Source organism: Nocardia elegans NBRC 108235 (assembly GCF_001612845.1).
Taxonomy (GTDB): domain Bacteria; phylum Actinomycetota; class Actinomycetes; order Mycobacteriales; family Mycobacteriaceae; genus Nocardia; species Nocardia nova.
Genome location: NZ_BDBF01000009.1, coordinates 181,659 through 201,491 on the forward strand (window position 1 = coordinate 181,659; position 19,833 = coordinate 201,491).

Annotated in this window: 20 protein-coding genes; 6 read left to right on the plus strand and 14 right to left on the minus strand. The window is 61.1% G+C overall.

The window, feature by feature from the left end; genetic code table 11:
* The first annotated feature begins 573 nt into the window (after positions 1-573).
* The 4 genes from NE2_RS08065 to NE2_RS35530 all read left to right on the plus strand — a co-directional run bounded on the left by NE2_RS08065 (position 574) and on the right by NE2_RS35530 (position 3,068).
* The gene (locus NE2_RS08065; RefSeq protein WP_063025276.1) at positions 574-912 is read left to right on the plus strand and encodes a histone-like nucleoid-structuring protein Lsr2; all 339 of its coding nucleotides are present in this window, start codon (positions 574-576) and stop codon (positions 910-912) included.
* A 182-nt stretch (positions 913-1,094) separates the two neighbouring features.
* Positions 1,095-1,652 (plus strand): DUF6907 domain-containing protein, encoded by a 558-nt coding sequence (locus tag NE2_RS08070; RefSeq protein WP_146165336.1) that lies wholly within the window; start codon positions 1,095-1,097, stop codon positions 1,650-1,652.
* Between the two features lie 343 nt (positions 1,653-1,995).
* Positions 1,996-2,511: an amidase domain-containing protein gene (locus tag NE2_RS34800; RefSeq protein WP_167356717.1), complete on the plus strand. Its 516-nt coding sequence runs from the start codon at positions 1,996-1,998 to the stop codon at positions 2,509-2,511.
* 20 nt (positions 2,512-2,531) lie between these two features.
* A complete protein-coding gene (locus NE2_RS35530) occupies positions 2,532-3,068 on the plus strand; it encodes a hypothetical protein (protein WP_146165335.1) in 537 nt (178 codons plus the stop codon).
* 81 nt (positions 3,069-3,149) lie between these two features.
* On the opposite strand, the gene NE2_RS08075 is transcribed toward NE2_RS35530, so the two are convergent.
* Positions 3,150-4,298 carry a hypothetical protein gene (locus NE2_RS08075; RefSeq protein ID WP_030517895.1) on the minus strand — a complete coding sequence of 383 codons (1,149 nt, stop codon included), beginning with the start codon at positions 4,296-4,298 and terminating at the stop codon, positions 3,150-3,152.
* Between the two features lie 192 nt (positions 4,299-4,490).
* On the opposite strand from NE2_RS08075, the gene NE2_RS08080 reads away from it, so the two are divergent.
* Positions 4,491-4,766, plus strand: coding sequence for a helix-turn-helix domain-containing protein (locus NE2_RS08080; protein WP_233429707.1), 276 nt, complete (start codon positions 4,491-4,493; stop codon positions 4,764-4,766).
* A gap of 9 nt (positions 4,767-4,775) precedes the next feature.
* Here the strand turns inward: NE2_RS08080 and NE2_RS35535 are convergent, their stop codons facing one another.
* The 3 genes from NE2_RS35535 to NE2_RS08095 form a co-directional block, all read right to left on the minus strand.
* Positions 4,776-5,384 (minus strand): DUF4352 domain-containing protein, encoded by a 609-nt coding sequence (locus tag NE2_RS35535; RefSeq protein WP_167356718.1) that lies wholly within the window; start codon positions 5,382-5,384, stop codon positions 4,776-4,778.
* Between the two features lie 196 nt (positions 5,385-5,580).
* A complete protein-coding gene (locus tag NE2_RS08090) occupies positions 5,581-6,858 on the minus strand; it encodes an IS110 family RNA-guided transposase (RefSeq protein WP_063909313.1) in 1,278 nt (425 codons plus the stop codon).
* A 424-nt stretch (positions 6,859-7,282) separates the two neighbouring features.
* Positions 7,283-7,783: a DUF4760 domain-containing protein gene (locus NE2_RS08095; protein ID WP_063025284.1), complete on the minus strand. Its 501-nt coding sequence runs from the start codon at positions 7,781-7,783 to the stop codon at positions 7,283-7,285.
* Positions 7,784-7,866: 83 nt separating this feature from the next.
* Here NE2_RS08095 and NE2_RS08100 point away from each other — a divergent pair, with 83 nt between their 5' ends.
* Positions 7,867-8,451: a DUF4760 domain-containing protein gene (locus tag NE2_RS08100; RefSeq protein ID WP_063025286.1), complete on the plus strand. Its 585-nt coding sequence runs from the start codon at positions 7,867-7,869 to the stop codon at positions 8,449-8,451.
* Between the two features lie 97 nt (positions 8,452-8,548).
* Here the strand turns inward: NE2_RS08100 and NE2_RS37630 are convergent, their stop codons facing one another.
* From NE2_RS37630 to NE2_RS08145, 10 genes are all read right to left on the minus strand, one after another.
* Positions 8,549-9,163 carry a DUF4236 domain-containing protein gene (locus tag NE2_RS37630; RefSeq protein ID WP_373862231.1) on the minus strand — a complete coding sequence of 205 codons (615 nt, stop codon included), beginning with the start codon at positions 9,161-9,163 and terminating at the stop codon, positions 8,549-8,551.
* Positions 9,164-9,297: 134 nt separating this feature from the next.
* Positions 9,298-10,524: a helix-turn-helix domain-containing protein gene (locus NE2_RS08105; protein ID WP_146165334.1), complete on the minus strand. Its 1,227-nt coding sequence runs from the start codon at positions 10,522-10,524 to the stop codon at positions 9,298-9,300.
* Positions 10,525-11,229: 705 nt separating this feature from the next.
* A complete protein-coding gene (locus NE2_RS08110; protein WP_063025290.1) occupies positions 11,230-12,105 on the minus strand; it encodes a hypothetical protein in 876 nt (291 codons plus the stop codon).
* A 33-nt stretch (positions 12,106-12,138) separates the two neighbouring features.
* Positions 12,139-14,070 carry an RHS repeat protein gene (locus NE2_RS08115; RefSeq protein ID WP_063025292.1) on the minus strand — a complete coding sequence of 644 codons (1,932 nt, stop codon included), beginning with the start codon at positions 14,068-14,070 and terminating at the stop codon, positions 12,139-12,141.
* Complete coding sequence (locus NE2_RS08120; RefSeq protein WP_063025294.1) at positions 14,067-14,369, minus strand: hypothetical protein; 303 nt, start codon at positions 14,367-14,369, stop codon at positions 14,067-14,069. The genes NE2_RS08115 and NE2_RS08120 overlap by 4 nt, the downstream gene beginning before the upstream one ends.
* Positions 14,370-14,471: 102 nt before the next feature.
* The gene (locus NE2_RS08125; protein WP_106958667.1) at positions 14,472-15,221 is read right to left on the minus strand and encodes a hypothetical protein; all 750 of its coding nucleotides are present in this window, start codon (positions 15,219-15,221) and stop codon (positions 14,472-14,474) included.
* Positions 15,221-15,622 (minus strand): hypothetical protein, encoded by a 402-nt coding sequence (locus tag NE2_RS35540; RefSeq protein ID WP_146165333.1) that lies wholly within the window; start codon positions 15,620-15,622, stop codon positions 15,221-15,223. Before NE2_RS35540 ends, NE2_RS08125 begins: the two co-directional genes overlap by 1 nt.
* 440 nt (positions 15,623-16,062) lie before the next feature.
* Positions 16,063-18,399 (minus strand): DEAD/DEAH box helicase, encoded by a 2,337-nt coding sequence (locus tag NE2_RS08135; protein ID WP_106958666.1) that lies wholly within the window; start codon positions 18,397-18,399, stop codon positions 16,063-16,065.
* Between the two features lie 2 nt (positions 18,400-18,401).
* A complete protein-coding gene (locus tag NE2_RS08140) occupies positions 18,402-18,962 on the minus strand; it encodes a hypothetical protein (protein WP_146165332.1) in 561 nt (186 codons plus the stop codon).
* Positions 18,962-19,810, minus strand: coding sequence for an AAA family ATPase (locus tag NE2_RS08145; RefSeq protein ID WP_084493880.1), 849 nt, complete (start codon positions 19,808-19,810; stop codon positions 18,962-18,964). The genes NE2_RS08140 and NE2_RS08145 overlap by 1 nt, the downstream gene beginning before the upstream one ends.
* Positions 19,811-19,833 lie beyond the last annotated feature (23 nt).

The window sequence follows — 19,833 nt, forward strand, 5'->3', positions numbered from 1 at the left end:
GCGACCGAGTGCCTGCCTTTTTACCGTGCACGCCGGGACGGCGCAAATTGTGCCACATTCGGCCCATACCGGTTCACTGGGCCACCTGCTCCGCACCTGGCTAACGGGCAGCACGCACGCCTGCCTTGACAGCTACCAGGTGCCGAGCTTAACCTTCCGGCTGGCCGCCGGTGATGAGGGTGAGCCGGCGCTTGGAGCCACGAGGGGCGCGAGAGTGAGATCGGCTTCCGATACCAGCATCCCACCGGGGTCTGGCTGTCGCGGCACGACGCACCAGGCGAGGAACCCGATACTCAGTATTCCTCTGCCCGAAGGGCGGGCCTATGCGCAGTTGTCGCTGGAAGAGGCCCGGACGCTCAACGCCGAACGAAGTGCCCGGAGCGCGCAGGCGGATGTCGACCGGCACCGCTAGTTTCTGAACGATTGAGTATCTGCGCGCAGCGTGTCCGAGGAATGCCGGCGATGCCGAGCGATCTGCCCTGCGGCCTTGTGGCGTGCCGGTACAGCGCTTGGCTGGTCGGCGTTCTACGCTTCCCTCAACAAGCATTCCGATGATCACAGAGGACTACGAGTATGGCCAGGAAGGTCATCGTCGAGTTGATCGACGACTTTGACGGCAAGTCGAAAGCTGAGGAGACAGTATTCTTCAGCCTCGATGGCGTGGAGTACGAGATCGACTTGTCGGTCAAGAACGCCGGCAAGTTGCGCGGTCTCTTCGAGCAGTGGACCGAACCGGCGCGCAAGGTGGGCCGGATTCCCCGGGGCAAGAGCGCCAGGATCGGTGCCCGCACCGTGGCCGATAAGGAACAGACGAAGGCGATTCGCGATTGGGCTAGGAACAACGGCTACAACGTGTCCAGCCGCGGGCGGATCCAAGCGGACATCGTCGAGGCATACAACAAGGCGAGTTAGTGCAGGACGTCGGCTGAGCCTGCGCTCGCGAGTACCACTGACTGGCGCGGCAGGCATCTGTCACGGAAGCCTTGTCCTGCAGTTTCTTTGGTTGTTGAGTGGTCACGAAGCTGCTCCGCACGTTTCGGAGCGGTGTCGTGACACGAGGGGGATCGTTCATGTTGGTATGTCCTGATTGGTGCGTGGACCACCGCGAAGCGCCAGACGCCAGCGCGCCGGATGAGGACGCAGCGCACTGGGGACCGAAACAGACGCTTGTCATTCCCCCTCCGCCGGGAGCGGACGAAACATCGGTCGTGGTGCAAGCCTGCGCGTTCGATGATTTCGGAAGCCGTTGGTGTTGTGTCGATCTGGTACTTCCGGATGAGGATTGGGTCCAACTACCGCAGCCCCTGGCGTATCAGGCCGCGACGCTCCTCGTTTCAGCGGCGGACACTTGCGACGCCGTGGGATCGGTCGCCGGCCCGCGCCCCTCGTGGTGTGAATCCGGAAGCAGAACTCATCCCGACGATGGGTCGGCGCTCCACAGCAGCCCCAAGACGCAGCTGCGAAGCGATGAGCCGCCGGAGCGCGACTTGCTGAGCGTCCAGGTGTTCGCCGACGACGAAAAAGGCTTTCGCACTACAAACATTGACTTGTGGTTGCAAAGCGGAGTTGTCACGTTGACAGCCGATCAAGCCCGATTGCTTGCAGGCCTGATCCAGGGCGAGGCGAAGCGTCTTCCGCCGGTGAAGACGTAAACAGTGTGCCGCAAGGTCTTTCGACTGGCGGCGCCTGAGACCCGGCGCCCCCAGCAGCTCGTCTGTTGACGTCGATTTGCTACGACAGTCGCCGCTTCGGCCACAACCCGCAGAGTTCAACTCGCACCAACGCGGGTGCCCGTATCCTGGGCGGTACAGCGGTACTCCGAGGCAGCTCACCTCGCCGCGCTGGACCGCGCTCGCCCTGGGAGGAAGGCCCATCATGTCGCGATCAAGCCTTAGAACTGTTTGCCGCACTATCGCAAGCGCCACAGCGGCGGCAGTGGTTTTCCTCGGCCTCGGACTATCGAGCCCAGCCGCAGCGCACGCGAAGTTCGACGCAATGGATCGGCTCGAAACAGCGAGGCAAGCACACAACCTTCTCGATGCGGGGTACACGGTCCCCTGGAGCGACTGCACCTACTACGTATCCTCTGCACTGTGGCTCGGCGGTCTCGCACCGACAGATGAGTGGACTCCAAAGACAAGCGATCCAGCAAAGCTTGCATCTCAAAAAATGCTCAATCCTGGCCCCAGCAAGGCAGCCGCCAATGCCGATGACTTCACCAAATACATGGAACGCACACGCACGGCCGAGGTCAAGCTGATCACATGGAGTGATCAAACCGCATCAGGAGCGGAACTGGGTGATGTTATCGCTTACCACTGGGAGCAGGGAAAAGCGGACCATATTGACCACCTGGCAATCGTTACCGGATTCACAAAAGATCACCACCCGACCGTCAGTCAGCATTCTCCCACGCAGCGTGACCGCTATTGGTCATGGTCATTGGAAGCGAACAATTGGATCGAGTTCGCCCGCCCTGGGTCACACGCCTACTTGATTCATTTTTTGTAAAATTGTATTCTATTGAATAAATGGAGAGATATACCGAAAGCCCATTAACAGGACCTGCTGCTGATCTAGCACGATCATTCGCCTATAATGTCAATTATCAGCCCGATGGCGAGACGGGCGTATTCTGGATACTTACGCCTGTCAAAAACTTGGCTGCCGCAGGCGATCCGACGGCCTCGCACTTGTGGTATCTCGTTCCCTTGCGAATGCATGGAGGGGCTACAGGTTTCCTCGATCTACGCGTGCTTGGCATAGAATCGTTGTTTCTACTGGGCCTGCTGGTTGTCGCGCCAGCGCTCTCATCCAATCGCGGGCCAGAAGTGCGACTCACCGCGACCGTGGCAGCCATTTTCGGTGTCACTTTTGGCATTTCGATATTTGCGTGGAATATTATGCTTTGGGGTTTCGATAATAGCGACCCGCTGCAGTATCTACCGCTCACCGCTACAGCCGGTCTCGCGATAATCGGGGTAGCTCTCAGCACTTATCTGAGAGGGCGCAATAGAAAGTCGGAAGCGGCTGCGCCCGACGATGGACGCGCTTTAGAGAAAAAGTAGCGGAAAGTTTCGGCTGCAACCCGGTACTCCGCGCTTGTTGACTCCTCCTGGCAAGGCACCTGAGCGCCGCCTGGCTCCCATTTAGAAATCCACTGCCGGGCCGGTCGCGTCATGGTCCCGACTGAGCGTCCATACGAACCCGACGCCGCTTCTGGGAAAGGCCCACCCGTCGAATCCGACTCTGACTGTCTTGCCGGGCACTGAATCTGGGCTGCGTTCGATCCGAGCGGTACGACTGCTGGCGATGAAGTCCAGGACTCTTACGCGTTCGATGTCGCAGTCGCTGTAGTCGAGCTCGACGGTGATGCCGCGGGTGGGTTGCTCAATGTCGATGTAGAGCAGGTTGCCTCGCTGTTCGGTGACGGTTCGATAGGTGTAGGCGACAGTCACCGGTTCCTCGGCCTGCCTCGCATCGAGGCCGAGGTCCACGCTGTACACCTGCCCGCCTTTGCGGGCGGCGCGACGGATCGGTCGTTCTACGCCGTCCACACTGAACTGAACCAACTCGAACGCCGCGGGTTTGGTGGGATCGACCCCTGGCTTCGGAACAAGCACCCATGCCGAGGTGCCGTCGTGACCGTTCGTAAGGTCGAGGTATTCACGGCGGTTGGCGACGACAGCAAAGTGCCGGCTGTGATGTTTCGGCACCACCGTGTACTCCCAGCGCACGCTGACGCCGAACAGATTTGAGTCGGCCGACTCAGCATGAGCATCAGGTTTCGCCCCACCTACACCAGAAAGCGGCGTCAGTCGAATCTCGACGGTGGCGTCGTGCCAGCGTTCGGGGGCACGCACTGCTTGGTCCCGAACATCTTGGTAGACCTCGTCGGCGAAGGTGGCGTCACCGAGCCTGAGCGCCAAACTGTTTCGGATGATGTCGTCGAGAGTCTCCGGGCTGGCGACGCGGGCCAGATCTTGGTTGCCGAAGGCGAATCCGTCGATGACTGCATCGCGCATGGCTGGAGCAGAGTCCGCGAGAACCCGCTTCAGTCGGGCGGTGTCCCGCTGATCGCGGTCCTTCCCTGTGAAATAGTCGATGCCGAGGCCGAGCACGCCGGCCACGAGCAAGGTTCCGCCGACCTCACTCCAGGGAAAGAAGTTGAGCCATACCAGATTTGGTAGGGACGGTAGCTGCTTGCCGAAGACCATGAGCGCCACACCGCCACCCGCCACAACGATCGCGACGATGATGGTCTGCAGTTTGTTGATGCGCTCAAGATTGTCCTGCATAACTTACCTACATTGTAGCAATACAGGATCGTCATGCCAACGCTAAAAGCGCAGGGCCGCAACGGAATACGGTCCGTTGCGGCCCTCTCGTTTGGCCATTGCTAGCCGTTTAGTCGCCGTCGCCGCCCATGGTTCACCTCCCGCCACCCCGGAACGCCTGGCCCGAAATGGCCAAGCAGGCAATATCCTAAATTGGGATATTCGCTTTCGCAAGGTGCGGTTGACCTTGTGGAAAAGTCGATATATTCGGCCGAGTACCAGCGGTTATGCGGCTTCCTTCGGCAGTTGCGGCGCGAAGCTGGGCTGACACAGGTGCAGGTCGCGGAGCGGCTCGACGTGCCTCAATCCTTCGTCAGCAAGTACGAATCTGGCGAGCGGCGCTTGGACGCCATCGAGCTGCTGCATGTGGTACGGGCGCTCGACTCGACGCTCCTGCGGGTGGCTGCGTTCATCGAGGACGAGGCGTAGCCCAGCCTGCTACTTCACGGCGCCATCGACGTATGCAGTCACCGCTGGCTTGTCGTAATCCTGGAACAACACGGCGAACGGCGTTGCCGTTGAGGGGATTTCGTAGACCCACATCATGCGCGAGCTGAAGCCTGGCTGCAGATTCGCGTTGCACTCAGGGTTGCCAACGATGTAGGCGAGGTCGTGGACGGTGTCGAATTGGCGGCGCTGGGTGTCGTACAGCTTATTCACGATCGGATAGCCGCACGTCAGGTCCATCGACTTGGTCCCGGTGTTCTCGACATTAGCGTCGACGACGATGAACTTGCCGCCAGCTTGCGGCGAGCGATCCTCAGCCCCGTAATACGTCTTGTTTGCGCGCAGAAAGTTGGTCGTTGTCACCGACGTGACGGTGATCTTCGCAGAATTCAACACCGCAGGCGTCCCTTGGGGAAGCAAGTTCGATCCGGACTGGGCGGCGGTGGTCGCGGCCGCTGTGGGGGCCGTCGTAATGGCATACCGCTGCGAAGATGTGGCTGGTGCCGCCGAGGTGCCGTCCGAATCGGAAAGTGCGATGAAGACGGCACTTGCGACCCCGGCGCCGGCGACGACTGCTAGCACGATCGACAGCACCAGCACGCGGGTGCTGTGCCCAATGACGGGTGCTGAGGCGGCTGGTTCGGTATCCGACGACATAGAGGTGGGTCACTCCACTGAGAAGGGATTGAGCAACTGTCTGTCGTTCGGGGCCAACGAGAACGTTACGAGCACTACGGCCCTCACGTGCGTCCGACAAGGTCGACGTCGATCGCCCTGTCCGGCAGTCATCTCTGGCCTATGCCTCAACCGTTCCGGAACCTTCGGAGGCAACCTCCGCGGTTGCGGTCGCTCCGTCCGCATGAGCTGTGGCAATTCCTGACAAACGGGGCGCACGTGCCTCGTACGGCTTGTTATCGCGAAGCATCGCCCAGAGCACGTTGGAGCGTCGGCGCGCGAGAGACAAGATGGCTTGGATGTGGTGCTTGCCTTCCTCGACCTTCCGGTCGTAGTACGCCTTCGAGGTCGCGTCATAGCGCACGGCCTGATAGGCGGACAGGTAGCAGGCGCGAAGAAGCCGGCGGTCGTACCGATACGGGCGCCGGTGTTTGTGCCTCCGGTCGCCGGAATCCCGCGCTACCGGGGCCAATCCGGAAGCTGCGGCCAGTTGGTTAGCGCTCGCGTACAGGCGCATGTCGCCCCCGCTCGCAGCGATGAATTCAGCACCAAGCGTGATACCGAAGCCCGGCATACTCGTAATCAGGGCGGCGTAGCGATGACGGGCGAAGCAAGTTTCTATTTCGTCCTCGATCGCGGAGGCCCGCGTTCTGAGGTTCAAGATGTCCTGAGCCTGGTCTCGAACCAGGGCAGACGCAACGTCTCGTCCGGGAAGCGAGACCTGCTGCGCAGCAGCAGCTTCGACTGCCTTTGTGGCGACCTTGAAGGAGATGCGAGCGCCGGCCTCACGTAGCCATTCGGCGATCGCCGTCACGCCAGCGTCCCGAACGGAATCTGGGGTGTTGAATTGAGTCAGCAGAAGCAGCGCCCCCTGAGAGTGCGCGAAATCGAAGGTCGATTCCAACGCCGGAAACGACTCCACCAACAGGTGCCGCAGCCGATTGACCGCCCGAGCGCGGTCCTCAACCAGGGAAGTCCGCTTGGTGATGAGCAGACGCAGCTCCGCGGTGACGGGATCGACGGCCCGAAGCGGTTGGAGGTCGCGCCGCATGCGGGCATGGTCGGCGATGATCGCGGCATCCTTGGCGTCGGACTTTTGTTCGCTCGGGTACGTCGACGCGACGAAATGGAACGTCCGACCTGGCAAATAGACGACCTGCCGATGCTTCCGATGTAGCAGCGTCACCAAAACTGTTGCTGCACCACGGTTGATGTCGACAGCCCAGGTGACCTTGCTGTTTGTTTGAAGGCTGGCCACTGTGTCAATGAGCGCCATGAGGTCGGCTTCGGTGTTGGCGACTCGCCGCGAAAACAGCGTGGCACCACTGTTATCGATGACCACGCAGTGGTGGGCGCGCTTCCCGACATCAACACCCGCCCAGAGCTGCCGCCTACCCATACGTCGTCCTCTCCGACTTACACGTTGAGCGGTGGCCCGTGCGTGATGAAAGTAGCGATCCGCGCCGTCCTACCAAAGCAATGGGGCCACCGGTGGAACATCGGCATGAGCTCCATCCCATCAGCCATGGTCGGCAGTGCGTGACCAGCCATCTTCGACGCTCCATGAACTATTCGGCGCCGTGCAGGTCGCGTATTGGTCTGCGTTACAAGATCTTTCAGATCACAGAACGGGTAGCACGACTTGTAACCTCGACCTGCAACCGCGTGCCCACGACCGTGCCGCTCCGAGCGACCACCTTTACGCCGCGGTGCGATCGATCATGGTGTTCACGGTTTGCCCGCATGCAAGCTGCGGTGAAGCCGCGCGGACGAGACTTGCTCGCGTACTGAGCGATAGGTCACACGCTTCAGCGCAACACGGTTCAGCTCGTCTCCAGTTCTGCGGGCTGCGCGGCCAGTCCGCTCGGGATCGCCTGGCGCCGCCGTTCACGTAGCCGCACCGCAAGTTGCTCCAGTTCTTCATAGACCGCTGGATTCTCCAATCGAACACGCTCGGAATCCATCCACGCTCGAAAAATGCTGCAGGCACGTAGAATTCGACCACCGACGGTGCGGTTGACGACCTCTTCGTCGAAGATCCTCATGTTCACGCCGGCCGCGAGGTACTCCAGATGAGCGAAGTAGGAGGTCAGCTGGTGGAACTCTGCGCTGTCGATGACCGCGGCCTTGCGCGCGAAGTCGGGGTCTTGATGAATCTCGGCGTACAACTCGTGTTGCCGCTGCAGCGTCGAGGTGATGTAGGTGACCGTGGCACGTTGCTGTTGACGGCGATTCTCCCGCCTGGTCTCGTGCACCAATCTGCCGAGGCCGGCGACCGCCACCAAGAGCGTCAGAGCCGGAACAACCGCGAGGAATGCGCTCATAGCACCAACGATCGCGGACGAGGTGGCCTCACACAAGAGCTGATCTCTCGCGACCGTCGCGCCCGCAACACCGCAGGGACACAATGACTCTCGCAATCAGCGCCTTCGCGCTCCTCATCTCCATCGGGTCGATCGCCGTCTCCACCACCATGGCCGTCAGACAGCAACGACTGTCGCGAAGCGCAAACCACATCCCCACCATGTCGAACCTGATGGCAGAGTTTCGGTCCCCGAAGTTCCACGACGCCCACCGCACGGTGATGGCTCTGCCGAAGCCGCAGGAAGCAGGAATCGGCTTCTCCGATCTGCCCGACGAGGAGCGCGACGCCTTCGTGAGTGTCGTGTACTTCTACCAGATGATCGCTACCCAGATCGCGATGGGCGTCCTCAATGAGGAGGTGATGCTTGCCCGGATTCGCGCGCGAATCGTGGCCATTTGGGACGCGGTCGAACCTTATGTCGAGGCAGAACGGCTGAACAATCCGTACGGCGACAAGCACATGCTCAGCTTGCTCGAATACTACGCAGGCCGTGCGCGGCGCCTCCCCGACGATTCCGCGCGGACACTTCTGAGCCCGGATTCGCTTCCAACCCTCCCTACCAGCGAGGGCAGCATGCCTGTGCGCGGAGACGAGCCCGACCGTGCGAGACCACGGTCAGAGCCTTAGCGCACGAGGAAGCTCCATCGGACCGGTTCATAGACAATCTGCTGTGCGCAAAGGCCGTTGTGCCCAGAAACATCTGCCCGCAGCAGTAACGGCCCTATCAGGCATCGGCTTCAGTTTCCGCCCAGCACTGACCGTCCCACCACCGTTGGCGGCCGGGGTCGTCGGGCGACCGATACCAGCCTGGTGGTGCGGTTGGGGCAGGCAGATCGCGGACTTTGCTGGCCTTTGTCCGCGCGGTGGTGCGACCAGCCTCGGCCTTTCGTCTGTCAGATCGCGCCAGTAATCCGCAGTAGACGAGAAAGACCGTAACCAGCCACAGTGGTATTGCCAGCCAGATCATTCCGCTTGCAAGGGCTGCGGCCGCTCCACCACCGACGACCAATACAAAGAAGGCGATACCGATCTCAGCGTCGCGACTAGCGGGGGCCGCAGCGGGAGAGCCCGTCCGAGCGGAGGACACGAGTTGTTGTCGGGGGAGGCGGTTCGGGCGCGCACCGATAGTCTTGGTGTCGTATATGCCAGTGCCGGGAAGGCGCACTGTCCGCTGCACACGGCCGTCCGCACGGCGTGTCACTCGAACGGGACCAGCACCGGCACTGACGCCGAACCCGGATTTCGATGCGGTGATACGCACCGGACCGAACTTTCTCGTCATGCGAACCATCGACTCCCCCTTGGCAGATGAACTCGAAAGTCTGTGGTGCGAAGCCATTCAGACTAATAGCACACGGGCTGAGATTGATGATACTGCCGAATACGGCGCAGACACATACACTTGGTCAACCGACCGTGCCCTTTGAGGCGTCGTGGAGCCAAAAGGCATGACGACTGGCGATATCGGCGTCGCTATGCTCGATACGCCCACATAGCAAGAAGTTTCCGCACCTCCGGCACCTTCGCGTGGGGCCGCAGGGTGGCAGCGGTTTCATCCAAACGCTTCTGTAGCCGGGCAGAGGCCAGATCAGAGATCGTCGGCAATGTTCCGGTGAGCACCGAGCATGCCTGCGAGACGTCGCCATCTTGAATAAGGTTGTGCGCCAAGTGCAGCTGCCATGACGCGCGCTCCCGAGGCCATGCGGCCGACCGCTCGATCGCATCTCGCAGATGTGTCGTGGCGGCCGCATAGTCGCCGAGACGCATATACGCCTTGCCCGACACCCCGCTCATCTCGGCTTCGGGCAGGTACACCCAGTCAGGGTCGTAGCCCCTGGTCGATTCGTAGGCCCGGAAGGCTCTCCCGATCGCCTTGGCTATTTCGGCCCTGTCACCGCGGGCACCATGAGCTTCGGCCTCCCGTAGCGCCATCAGTGCCCGTAGCTTGGGGCCACCTGCCTTAAGCGCGGCCCGTGAAGCAGCCTGTGCATACTGGGTCGCTCGTTGATCGGGAGCAGTGTTCGAGCCGAACCGATTGACCATGAGGTGGCTCGCGTTGCCCAGGGCATGTGCAGCAGCGACGCCATCGTCGGCCGCCGTGGCGGTTTGAGCAGCTTCTGCGTAGTACCGGCCGGCACTGTCCGGATCTCCGGAGTCGTAGTGCACCCAGCCTGCCGCGACCATCATTTCAGCGGTCACGCTCGCCAGATCGCTCCCCACGGCGTCGCTGTAGCTGCCCACATTCAGTAGGTGCTGTGCGTAGCGGACCTGCGCGGCCGCCACCGCGCGCAGACGATCACCGCCGATGACCAAATCAAGGTCATGGATCTGGTTCACGCTGTCGGAAAGCGCGGAAACATCGGCCGCTCCCACCTTGAGCGTCGATCCAGAAGCCGAGTCCGGGGCGGCCCGCGACGTTCCTGCACCGACCACCGCCATGCTGCCAGCGCCGAGGGCGCCTACTCTGAAGAACTCGCGTCGCTTCACGGCCGCCTCCTCTTCGTCCTCCACCACCAGTATGTCAAGTGGCACGCCCAACGCACGAGCTACGCGGCGCAACGTTCGGACATCGTGAATGGCGGGTCCGTCGTGTTCGAGCTGGGAAATCCCCGGCTGCGTGACGTGAATCAGGGCAGCGAGTTCCGACTGGGTCATCCCGATGGACTTGCGAATGCGCCGGATCACTTCACCAGTTGTCATGTGCACGGCCGTTCCCCGTCCTCAAAATGAAAATGCATCTCGGGAAGTTGCGCGAAAGCAAACCCATTGCCGGGCAACGAGTTTAGCCACACAACGGACCATATACGGGTTTCCGTATATTCAAAAGGAGGTGGGTATTTGCGGGCAAAAGTGCCGCCACCGGGCCATATCGTCGTGACCGCACCCGACACCGGGGTGACGCCTCTCTCTCCTCCAACGGCGCGCCAGTTCGCTTGAGAGGCAGGCGAACTGACGGCGAAAGCCCCCGGTGCCGGGTGCACCGCCGATCCCGCTACGAACCGAGGTCCCGAACATGCAGTCGGCCACCATCACTCAGTCGGGCGCCGCCGTCGAACCGGAATTCGAAGCTGCGGTGAGCCGAGCCACCCTGCTCAGGGCACTAGACCGTGGTGCGGCAGAACGGATGCCGAACGGCGCCCGGTGCGGAGCGTGATGCCCGATGCCAGCCACCTACGGGAGCCGGCGGCAGCGCCATATCCGTATCGAATCTGGTGCCCTCACACTCGACTACCAGGCGAGCGCGGAACAAGCTCGCGATGTGGCACGGGAGCTAACGCAACACTGTTCAGGTCTTACCGTCACGATCGACGACAAGGTCTGCCGCGATCTGCCGCATCTTCCATGCGCGGAGCTATGGGCATGACAGCCGCCGCTGACTCCTCAGTGAGCGCATTGGCTACGTCCCTACTGCGTTGCGCCGGCGAGCAATTCGCCACGGCGCATCCGATCAACGACTGCCTCCGACGCCAGCTCATCGCGTGCTTCGGGATGCTGCCAGTAGTAGCGGATCAGATACAGCAGAAGCGACGGGTCCAACGCCAGTGTCCACGCGGCGACATCGATGGATTGCTCCAGCAACCCCTGCTGCAGACGGTCGAGAAACCCACGTCCGTTGTCAACATCAACTCGTGCACCGGCCGTGGGATAGGTGCGCACTGTATGAGCGCTGTTCACTATGTCTGGCAGAACCGCACCGACCTGATCCCAGGACAACGTCCGGACCGTACGGCCCATACCCTGCGATATCCCGCCCGGGGACAGAACGACGTTGTACCGACGATGACGACCAAACAGAAAGAACACGAGGAACACGATCATCACCAGCACGACGGCGACGGTGACGATCCCTCCGACGTCTATCGCCGAGCCGGCCCCGTCGTCATCGCTCGAAAGGTGACGAACAAACAGCGCTCCGCGGACCACCAGAAAGATCACGCCTGTCACGAGCCAAAGCATCAGGACCGGGCGCCACGAAGATTTGACCTCGATAAACAGTCCGCTTGGGCCGACGTGCAGGTTGGAAGGCAGGCTCTTTCGCCGGACGCGCAAACTGGGCACCAGCATCAACACGAAACTCGCCGCCACGACCCCACCAAGCACGCCGTAAAACGCCCTCAGCGTGTCTCCATGGGTTGCGAAGTCGATAGCGTAGGGGATTGCGATCAGGACACACAAACTAAAGAAGCCCAGCGCGAGCAGCAGTTTGGCCGGAGGACGCTGCGGACCCCATTCGCTCGGCCACGGAAGTAGCGGTGATTGGATCCTCGCGTTCGCGGACAACCGGCATCCTCCTGGTTCGATTCCTGCGTCAGGCTACTTGAAGGGCTGTTCAGCGGCCCATGCACCGAACGAGCCGCCGAAAAAGCCACCCAGTGCCGCTCCGGCGCCAGCACAAAAGGCTGACCCGATCGGCCCGGCCGCTGAGCACGCCCACGCCCCGGCTTCCGCTCCAGCAAGCCCGCCAGCCCAGCCACCTGCCGTCCCGCCGGCTGCGTTGGCTGCCGCCTCGTCCAAAGGTTTGCCGTGACTCCAGTCGTCATAGTTCGTGTAGATATTGACCGCCGCGCCCAACGGGACACCGCCGAGCATCTTCCCGTCGGACTTGAGCAACTGGCTCAGCTGGGCTTTGCTGGCTGCGTCGGTGGCGGAGTCCATCGCCCCAACAAACGCGTGCCCGGCGCCCGGCGTCCCGGAATCCAGCAACTGAAGCGCTCGGGCCTGCGATGCCTGCGAATCCGCCATCGCCGCCTGCGCCTGGGCGGCCAACGAGTTACCAGCTGCCTCCGCGAAAGGAGCCGACCCTGCAGTCATTCCCGCGAACCCCGTCGCGAGCGGATGCTGAATCACGGTGTCCTTGCTCGAACCGTACAAGCTGTTCCACTCTGTACCCGCCCAAAGCTTGGTGTTGTCCCAGATCGTCTGCTTGGGCGCTCCGGCCGGCGCTTGGTTGGGGTCGTACTGCAGCACCGAGCCATCGGGGAACTTGGTGACGATCCGACCATCAGCCAGTTGGGCCGTCTGCGCTGTCTTACCCTGCGCGTCGGTGGTCGTGATCGTGCCATCAGGATTCATAACGGAGCGCATGCCAGCCGAATTGGCAGTGCCGGCCAGTTTGGGCTGCCCATCTGGTCCAGGGACGTACTGTTCGAACGCGCGGAAGCCGTCGGGGCGTTGCCACTGGCGTTCAATGACGCCACCAGGTCCGAAGCGGTCCGTCGTCGTGCCGCCGTTCTGCGGGTACGACTCAGACACCTTCGTGCCGCGCGAGCCGTCGGCGTTAACGGCATACGTGCTGGTCTTACCGTTGTCCTCGGGCACCTTCTGGAACTGCTGCGACTTGCAGTCGGCGGCTGTCACGGTCACGCTGGTGATGCCAGCACCGTCCGGCTTCGTCGTCACTGTGGTGACCGGCGGCTGATTTCCCGTGGTTTCGGTCATGACGGTGGAGCCATCCGGCTGCTGCACCGAGGTCGAGACCGTCAGCGTCCCATCCGGGTTCGGCGTGGTGGTGGTCGTCGAGCCGTCGGCGTTTGTCACCGTGATCGGGATGCCTTGCTCCAACTGCAAGGCGCCACCGAGGATCGGTGGCAACTCGCTGGGCTTCGCGGTGTCGGGATGGGTCAGGCCAGGGAACATCGCTCGAATCTGCTTGGGCGGCAGCTCGTACATGGCGACATGGTTGAGCGCCTGGTTCGCGATGTCGATCGCCGCCTTCGCGCCGACGGCGGTGTTCTCGGCGTGCTGCAGCGCGCCCAACATCGCAACGTGTTGCTGCTGGGCTTCGTAGCCCACCTGCAGCGTTGCCATGGTCACGTTGGCGGGTTCTTGCTGCGAGTTGCCGGCCGCAGCCTGGATCGCCTTTCGCTTGGCCTCCGCAGTCACTGTGCCGTCGTCAGCGACCTCGAAGCCCATGCCCACGATCAGGTTTCGCTTGTCGATCACGAACTGCTTGGCGTGCGCCAGCTCCGTCTGCTGCGTCGTGAACGCGGTCTTGAGGCCGGCGATCTTTTCCATCAGGTGACTGCCGGCGGTCTTCTCACTCGTCACTCGCGATGCGGCCGAATCCGCACCGGCGCCCTTCCACGACTCGGCGAGATCGTCCTGCGTGGTCAGCATCGACTGGAGCAGCTGATCGCCCTTGGTGACGACCTTGTCGAATTGTGTTGCGCAGGAGCCGAGCACGTCCGGCTTCCACTTCTCGACATCGGAGATCTTCAGCGTCGGACGGCCCGGCTCTGGGCTCACTTCAGCCCACCCATCTCACGTAGCTTCGCGGCGAACTCGTCGTCGGTGATCTCGTACTTGTTCCCGACTCCCTTAGCGATTTCGGCCATCTCTTGCGGCCGAGCCGCGAAGAAGGTCAAGCCGCCCTTCACCTGGTCCCGCGCCGAGTAGATACTTGCTCCGAGGTCGACGCCAGGAAACAGATCGCTCGCTTCGGAGGGCTCCGTCAATCCGTCTCGCAGCCCGTTGATTTCGCTGGACAGTCCGTCCAGCCACTTAGCCCACGCTCGTAGCGCGTCCGGATCAACCTTCATCCCCACTGGTTCCCCTCCCTGACCACAGCCCGAGGCGTGCCGCCCACGTTCAAGCGGTCAGATTACCAGCGGGACTGCGTCTCGAACGAAGTTACCGATCGGAGCTCGTTAACCGTGCTGGCGTGACTTGAGGTGACGCCACCAGAAGGATTTTGGAGCTTTCGAGTCAGGAATTATCCATCGATTATCTGTCGATGTCTTGACCGCTCTGCTCATCTCCTCGTCGAGCGACGCCAACGCTTCGGCAATGCGATTGTCATCGACACCCGCGAGAAGCTTCCACGTGGCGAACTCAAGCTTGATGAAGCGGACAGCGTGAAGGGCCCATTCAAGATTGTCGCGTTGCGTGTATAGTTCGTCGATGGCGAATCGCACTTCCTCCACGGCGCCTTCGTCGTCTCCTGGAACTGAAGAAAATTTCGGCACTCGCCCCGCAGCGACCGAGATATGACTGTCGAACTCCTTCGTTAGTGATTCGATAAAGCCGAGTTCGGGCTGCTGCTCAATAGAGCCAACCACGGCAGCCAGTTCGTACAGACAATCAATGATACGAGCGGGAGGAGGCATGCCTTGACTTCCGGACGATAAGTTATTGGCTATTTCCAGCGCCTCCATCCACACGGCCAACGCGCGGGTAGCATGGAGGAAGTTACCGAACCGCAAGGCGACGATATCCGATGCGGCCTCGACAAGAGTAGATACGCAGCGAGCTTCGATCGATTCCACCGGAAGCTTACTGTGTTGCAGTTTGGTGAGCTCCGCTGTCCACTGGTCAAAAGGTACGAGGTTAAACGCTGTGCCATCCTGTGGGAATGCGGCATCGAGGGCATCGGAAAGAACTGTTGCGATATCCGCCATCAGACCGACCACTTTCCGGTACGTACGCTATCGACAAATTTGAATTCACTACTCGGCACGAACGCAGTTCGCGGTACGATAACTTTGGATCCAGCGATTGACCTCGGTAATGTGTTGATGACCAGCATCACGCCAGTTTCGCGTTCAACTTTCACGATCGAGCCCCGGCTGCTAAATTGAAGTATTTCATTCTGATTTGTATTATTTGCAATTTCGGCCAATTTGTCAACGATTGCATCGACGTCGTTCTCATTGAGATCGAACGCCTCCGCGAGCGAGCTGCGGTGGCCACCATTGACTTCATGGAGCAGTATGTGGTCGAAGAGGGTGCTCTCTGGCTCGCTGAACGAATTAAGTGCTTGATACTGTTGCTTGTGACGGATCAGCTCGACTTTCGTCACAGGAGGCGTTGTAATCTGCCTCGCCTGTAGGTAGTTGACGACGTGTTGTACGGCTCTTTGGCCAGCGCCTGCTCGAACATGGAGTGAACCGTCCAGGTTGGTTGTGGTTCGGAAACGGAGTCGCCTATTGCAAATTTTGGCACGCTGACGCCATTCAGGATTGCTTTCGCATCGAGCGCAGTATGTAGGCGTCTTCCATGAACCATCGTTGCGGTGAAACATGATCTTCACGCCTTTAGGCACTCGAAACCGGTAGGAGCATGCGGAGCAGGTCACGTCCTCGTCCGTTTGCGCATCGAGCCACGTTTTGCAACTGCGGCAGTTCGTCGGGGTAGATAGCCCTTTGCTCTGGAACCATTCTGGCGGTGCACCCTGGAAATGCCGCTCACCTTGGCAGCCCCTGTTTCGGCACGTGTAGGTATAGGACGGCAGCTCGGGCATCAGCGCAGCTCCGTTACGTGCGCCACGTCGAGCCAGAAGCCTTCCGGGGTGGGACGGTGCAGCAGCAGCACCCTTCCTGAGAAGCGTGGCGTGCTGCCGTTCGGTGCCGTCACGGCGCTGCCCGCGCGGCAGATTCGTCGACCACCCGAAGCCCAGAACAGCATCGGGGTGCCGTCCTTGCGCTCTTCAACGTCCAGCTGTAGGGCTGGACGACCGGGAAGTTGGTGCAATCCGGTCGTAAGCCGGTCGACATCGCGGTCGGTAATGGTTGGCCAGGCAACGTCGCCGAGGGCACGTGGTGTGCGGGTGCCGAATACGTGCTTGATTGCGCCCGGTCGGTCGCGGTTGACCTTCGGCACCCGAGCGATCACGGCACTCACGCGAGTAAGAAGTTCTTTCACCTTGTTGGTGTCCATTCCAAGTGCCTCGCACAGTCGGTCGAGGCCCGACAGGCTGGCGCGGTGGAGCGAAAGCAGCGGAGCACGCTGCTCATCCAAGTAGGGGCCGAATGCCCGGCCGCAGAACGCCACCACCTGATACAGGGCGATGAGTTCGTTTGATCGGCACAGCTGATCGGCGGTGAGGTCGAAAGGGCTTGGGGCGCCCGTCATTTGGTCCAGGCTCACGCGGCTTCGCATCAGGCCCGAGAGTGTGCTGTCCGAACACGCGAGGGCCACAATCCAGAACAATGTTCCCAGCCGATCCGGTGTCGGCTTCGCCAATTCAGCTTGAAGCCGCACCGCGTACGGGAGATATCCATCGCCGATCCATGGACCGACGGACCTGCCGGCGGAAGTGAGATTGGCGTCGGTGTCGGCAACGCCGAGGCGCATGAGGTAGCGGCGTTCTTCGACGAGTTGCGTCAGTCGGGGGATTGTAAGCAGAGCGCGCCGTGACGGGAGGCGAAGCCTGGCTAGGCCCTCGCCGATTTCAGCCGGTGTTAGCCAGCCCCGCTCGAAGGTGTAGTAAGCCAGCGACAGGAGCGACGCCTTTGCTAGTGGCGTGCGTACAGGCTCGTATTCGAGGTCTGGACTGTTCAGCTTTTCACGGCCGAACTCGGTGTATGGCGCACCAACGTCGGTCGTGATGATGCCGATTCCGGCGCGGCGTCGGCCGACACGGCCGAGCCGTTGTTTGAGGGAATTAAATGGAAGCGGTGTAACCGTCGGCAGGCTTCGGTCACCGACAACGACGTTCTCATACCCGCTGTCCATGGTGACCGCGAAGTCCAAAGTGCCGATCGTGACACCCATTTCGATCACGCTGGTCGCCACCACCACGTACGGCTCGGCGCGTTGCTCGACCTTGGCAAGTGCCTCGGTAAAGCGAGCCATCTCGGCCGGGTTCTTGGTCTGCTTGCTGGACAGCTCCAGTACCGCCAGCGGCGTACTGTTGCTCTGTAGCCGGGCTTCCTTGAGTTGCTTCTGAATAACTACGGCGTCGCTGTTTGACCCGGACAATGAATTGATCGCCACCAGCAGGCCATGAGCCCGACGCTCGTCGCCGAACAGGTCCGCGATGATCCGCTCCCGCAGGGCGTGGTTCGGTGCTGGTAGGAGCGGTGAGTCTTGATTTCGGCGAATCAGCAGGTCCGTGACCACCTCGACGATCGACTCGCGCATCGTCCGGCCGGTGGTGCTGATATAGATCGGGTGCCGCTGCTTGTTCGCGACGATGATGTTGTCCGGGGCAATGCCCAACAGGTCGGGGATAGAGGTCGTGTCCACCGTCGCGGACATGTAGTCAACCTTGACGCCGGCCTGTCGGCAGATGGTGATAGCCAACTCGACGTCAGGATTCTGCCCGATTGTCTCGTGGGCCTCGTCGATGATGACGCGATCACGTAGCGGATCAAATTCACCTGCCCGGGCGCGCAAGGTGAAGATACCGGTGGTGACAAAAATAATCGGCGCGTCAGGCCGCAAGGTCTTACTCGAACTGACTGATCCGAACAAGAAAGGCGTTCGCGGACCGAGCTGTTGCGAGGCGAAGAGCTTGCGAAACGTTTCGTGCATGTACGCACCCTGCTCGTCGGCAATCATGACTCGCGGCTCGACAACCCACACTCGTGGCACCGTTCCAGGGCGAACTTCTCGGAGGTCGGCACATTGCTGTAACCAAACATGCGGTGGTGCGACAACTGTCTTGCCGAGCCCTGTCGCAGCCACTAGGAAGAACGGCTTGCTAGCCATTGCAGGGAGGTACTCGTCGATAGTCAGCTTGTCTGTAGTGATCAGCTCTTGGAGCGCTCTCGCAACCCGAAACGGACAGATCGTTGACCCAACCTCGGTGCGAAGGGTGTAATTCGGCGGAAGGCCGTAATCCGTAGCCTCCATTGCTAGCAGTCGTCCTCATCGTAGGCCATCTCGATAGCGAACGTTAGTTCGGACAAATCGCCGACCATGTCAACACCGGTGGTTTCGACTTCCCCGGCGGGCTCAAGTCGTTTGGCCCGGCTGAGGTGCAGTGCGGCTTCAACCTGTTTCCTTAGTGAGTGATCATCCTGGACCCAATCGGCAAGATCTACCTGCATCTCGTGAGCCAATTGCTCATCTTCGAGTAGCTGCGCAAACTCCCGAGCCGCGCTACGCAAGCCTGGATTTACTCCTTGCTTCCAATGGTCGGGGGTGCCGACATCGGGAAAATCAACGACCATGCGTCCATGTTCATCCCAATCTACGGTAATGTAGAAATGAATTACCCATTCGCCATCGCCGGAGTCGCGCTTGCCATACGAGTGGAACGACTGTACCCATCGGTTTTCGTCGGACAGCCCTATGTCTACCAGTAAATCGATACTTTTCTCATTCCAGCCGATTTCAGCCAGGGCGGCTTTGACATTGATTTGCAACAGTTTTAACCGTGTAAATGTCGCCGTGTACGTCGATGTTCTGGCCATTACTGCTCCTCGAACGCTGGAGTGGCGTAGTTGGCTACAGCCTGCTCATTGGTCAGGAGGCCCTTTGCCGCCGCAATCAGATCGGCAACGCCGACGTGGCCGTCGGTGTCGATCAGGCCCTGCTTGGCCTGCCACACAACCTCGCGGACTCCGTACTGGTGGAGCAGGCTCCGTACGTATTGGTCGCGGGCGCCGTTGAGCGCGTCGACGAAGAATGATGTTGATTTATCGGGAAACTGCTCCACGAACTCGGCGATGTCGACGACCGGCAGCTGCGGCAGGATTGCTCGCAAAATCTCAACCATCTCGCCTGCGTCGGGCCGCCAGTGGAACAGCTTCATCCTGCCGGATCGGCGCAGCGGGCCGTAGAGTTTCGTAAAGTCGTTGCCAGTCAAGAAGATCGGGACTCGCAGGTTGGGCGACCCAGTGACCGAAGCCGGCCGATCGCACAAATGCATCAGTTCACCAATAACGAGTTGGCGGTTGACGGTGTACTGGACCATCGCCCCCCAGTCACCCAGTGCTGCGTCGATGTCGTTGATCACGACCGCCGCGGCGACAACACCGTCCGCCTCCATCTGCTGCGCTGCATTGAGATAGGTCTTGCGTACGAGGCGAGCAGGGTCGTTGGCGCGGTCACTCTCCAGATCTGCGCTGCTGATAGGCAGGACAGCCACTCCGACCTGCCGTAGCACGGTATCGAGTTGGAAGCTCTTGCCCACGCCGGCCGGACCATGGATTCCCAGCAGGAGCGGGGTGCCGGGCGCGGGCAGACGCACGAGGTTCCGAACCAGATGAAGCTCGACTTCGGCCCGGAACCGAGGAGAGACATGGACAGCGCTGTTCATCGGAGAGTCCCGTCTTCGCGATA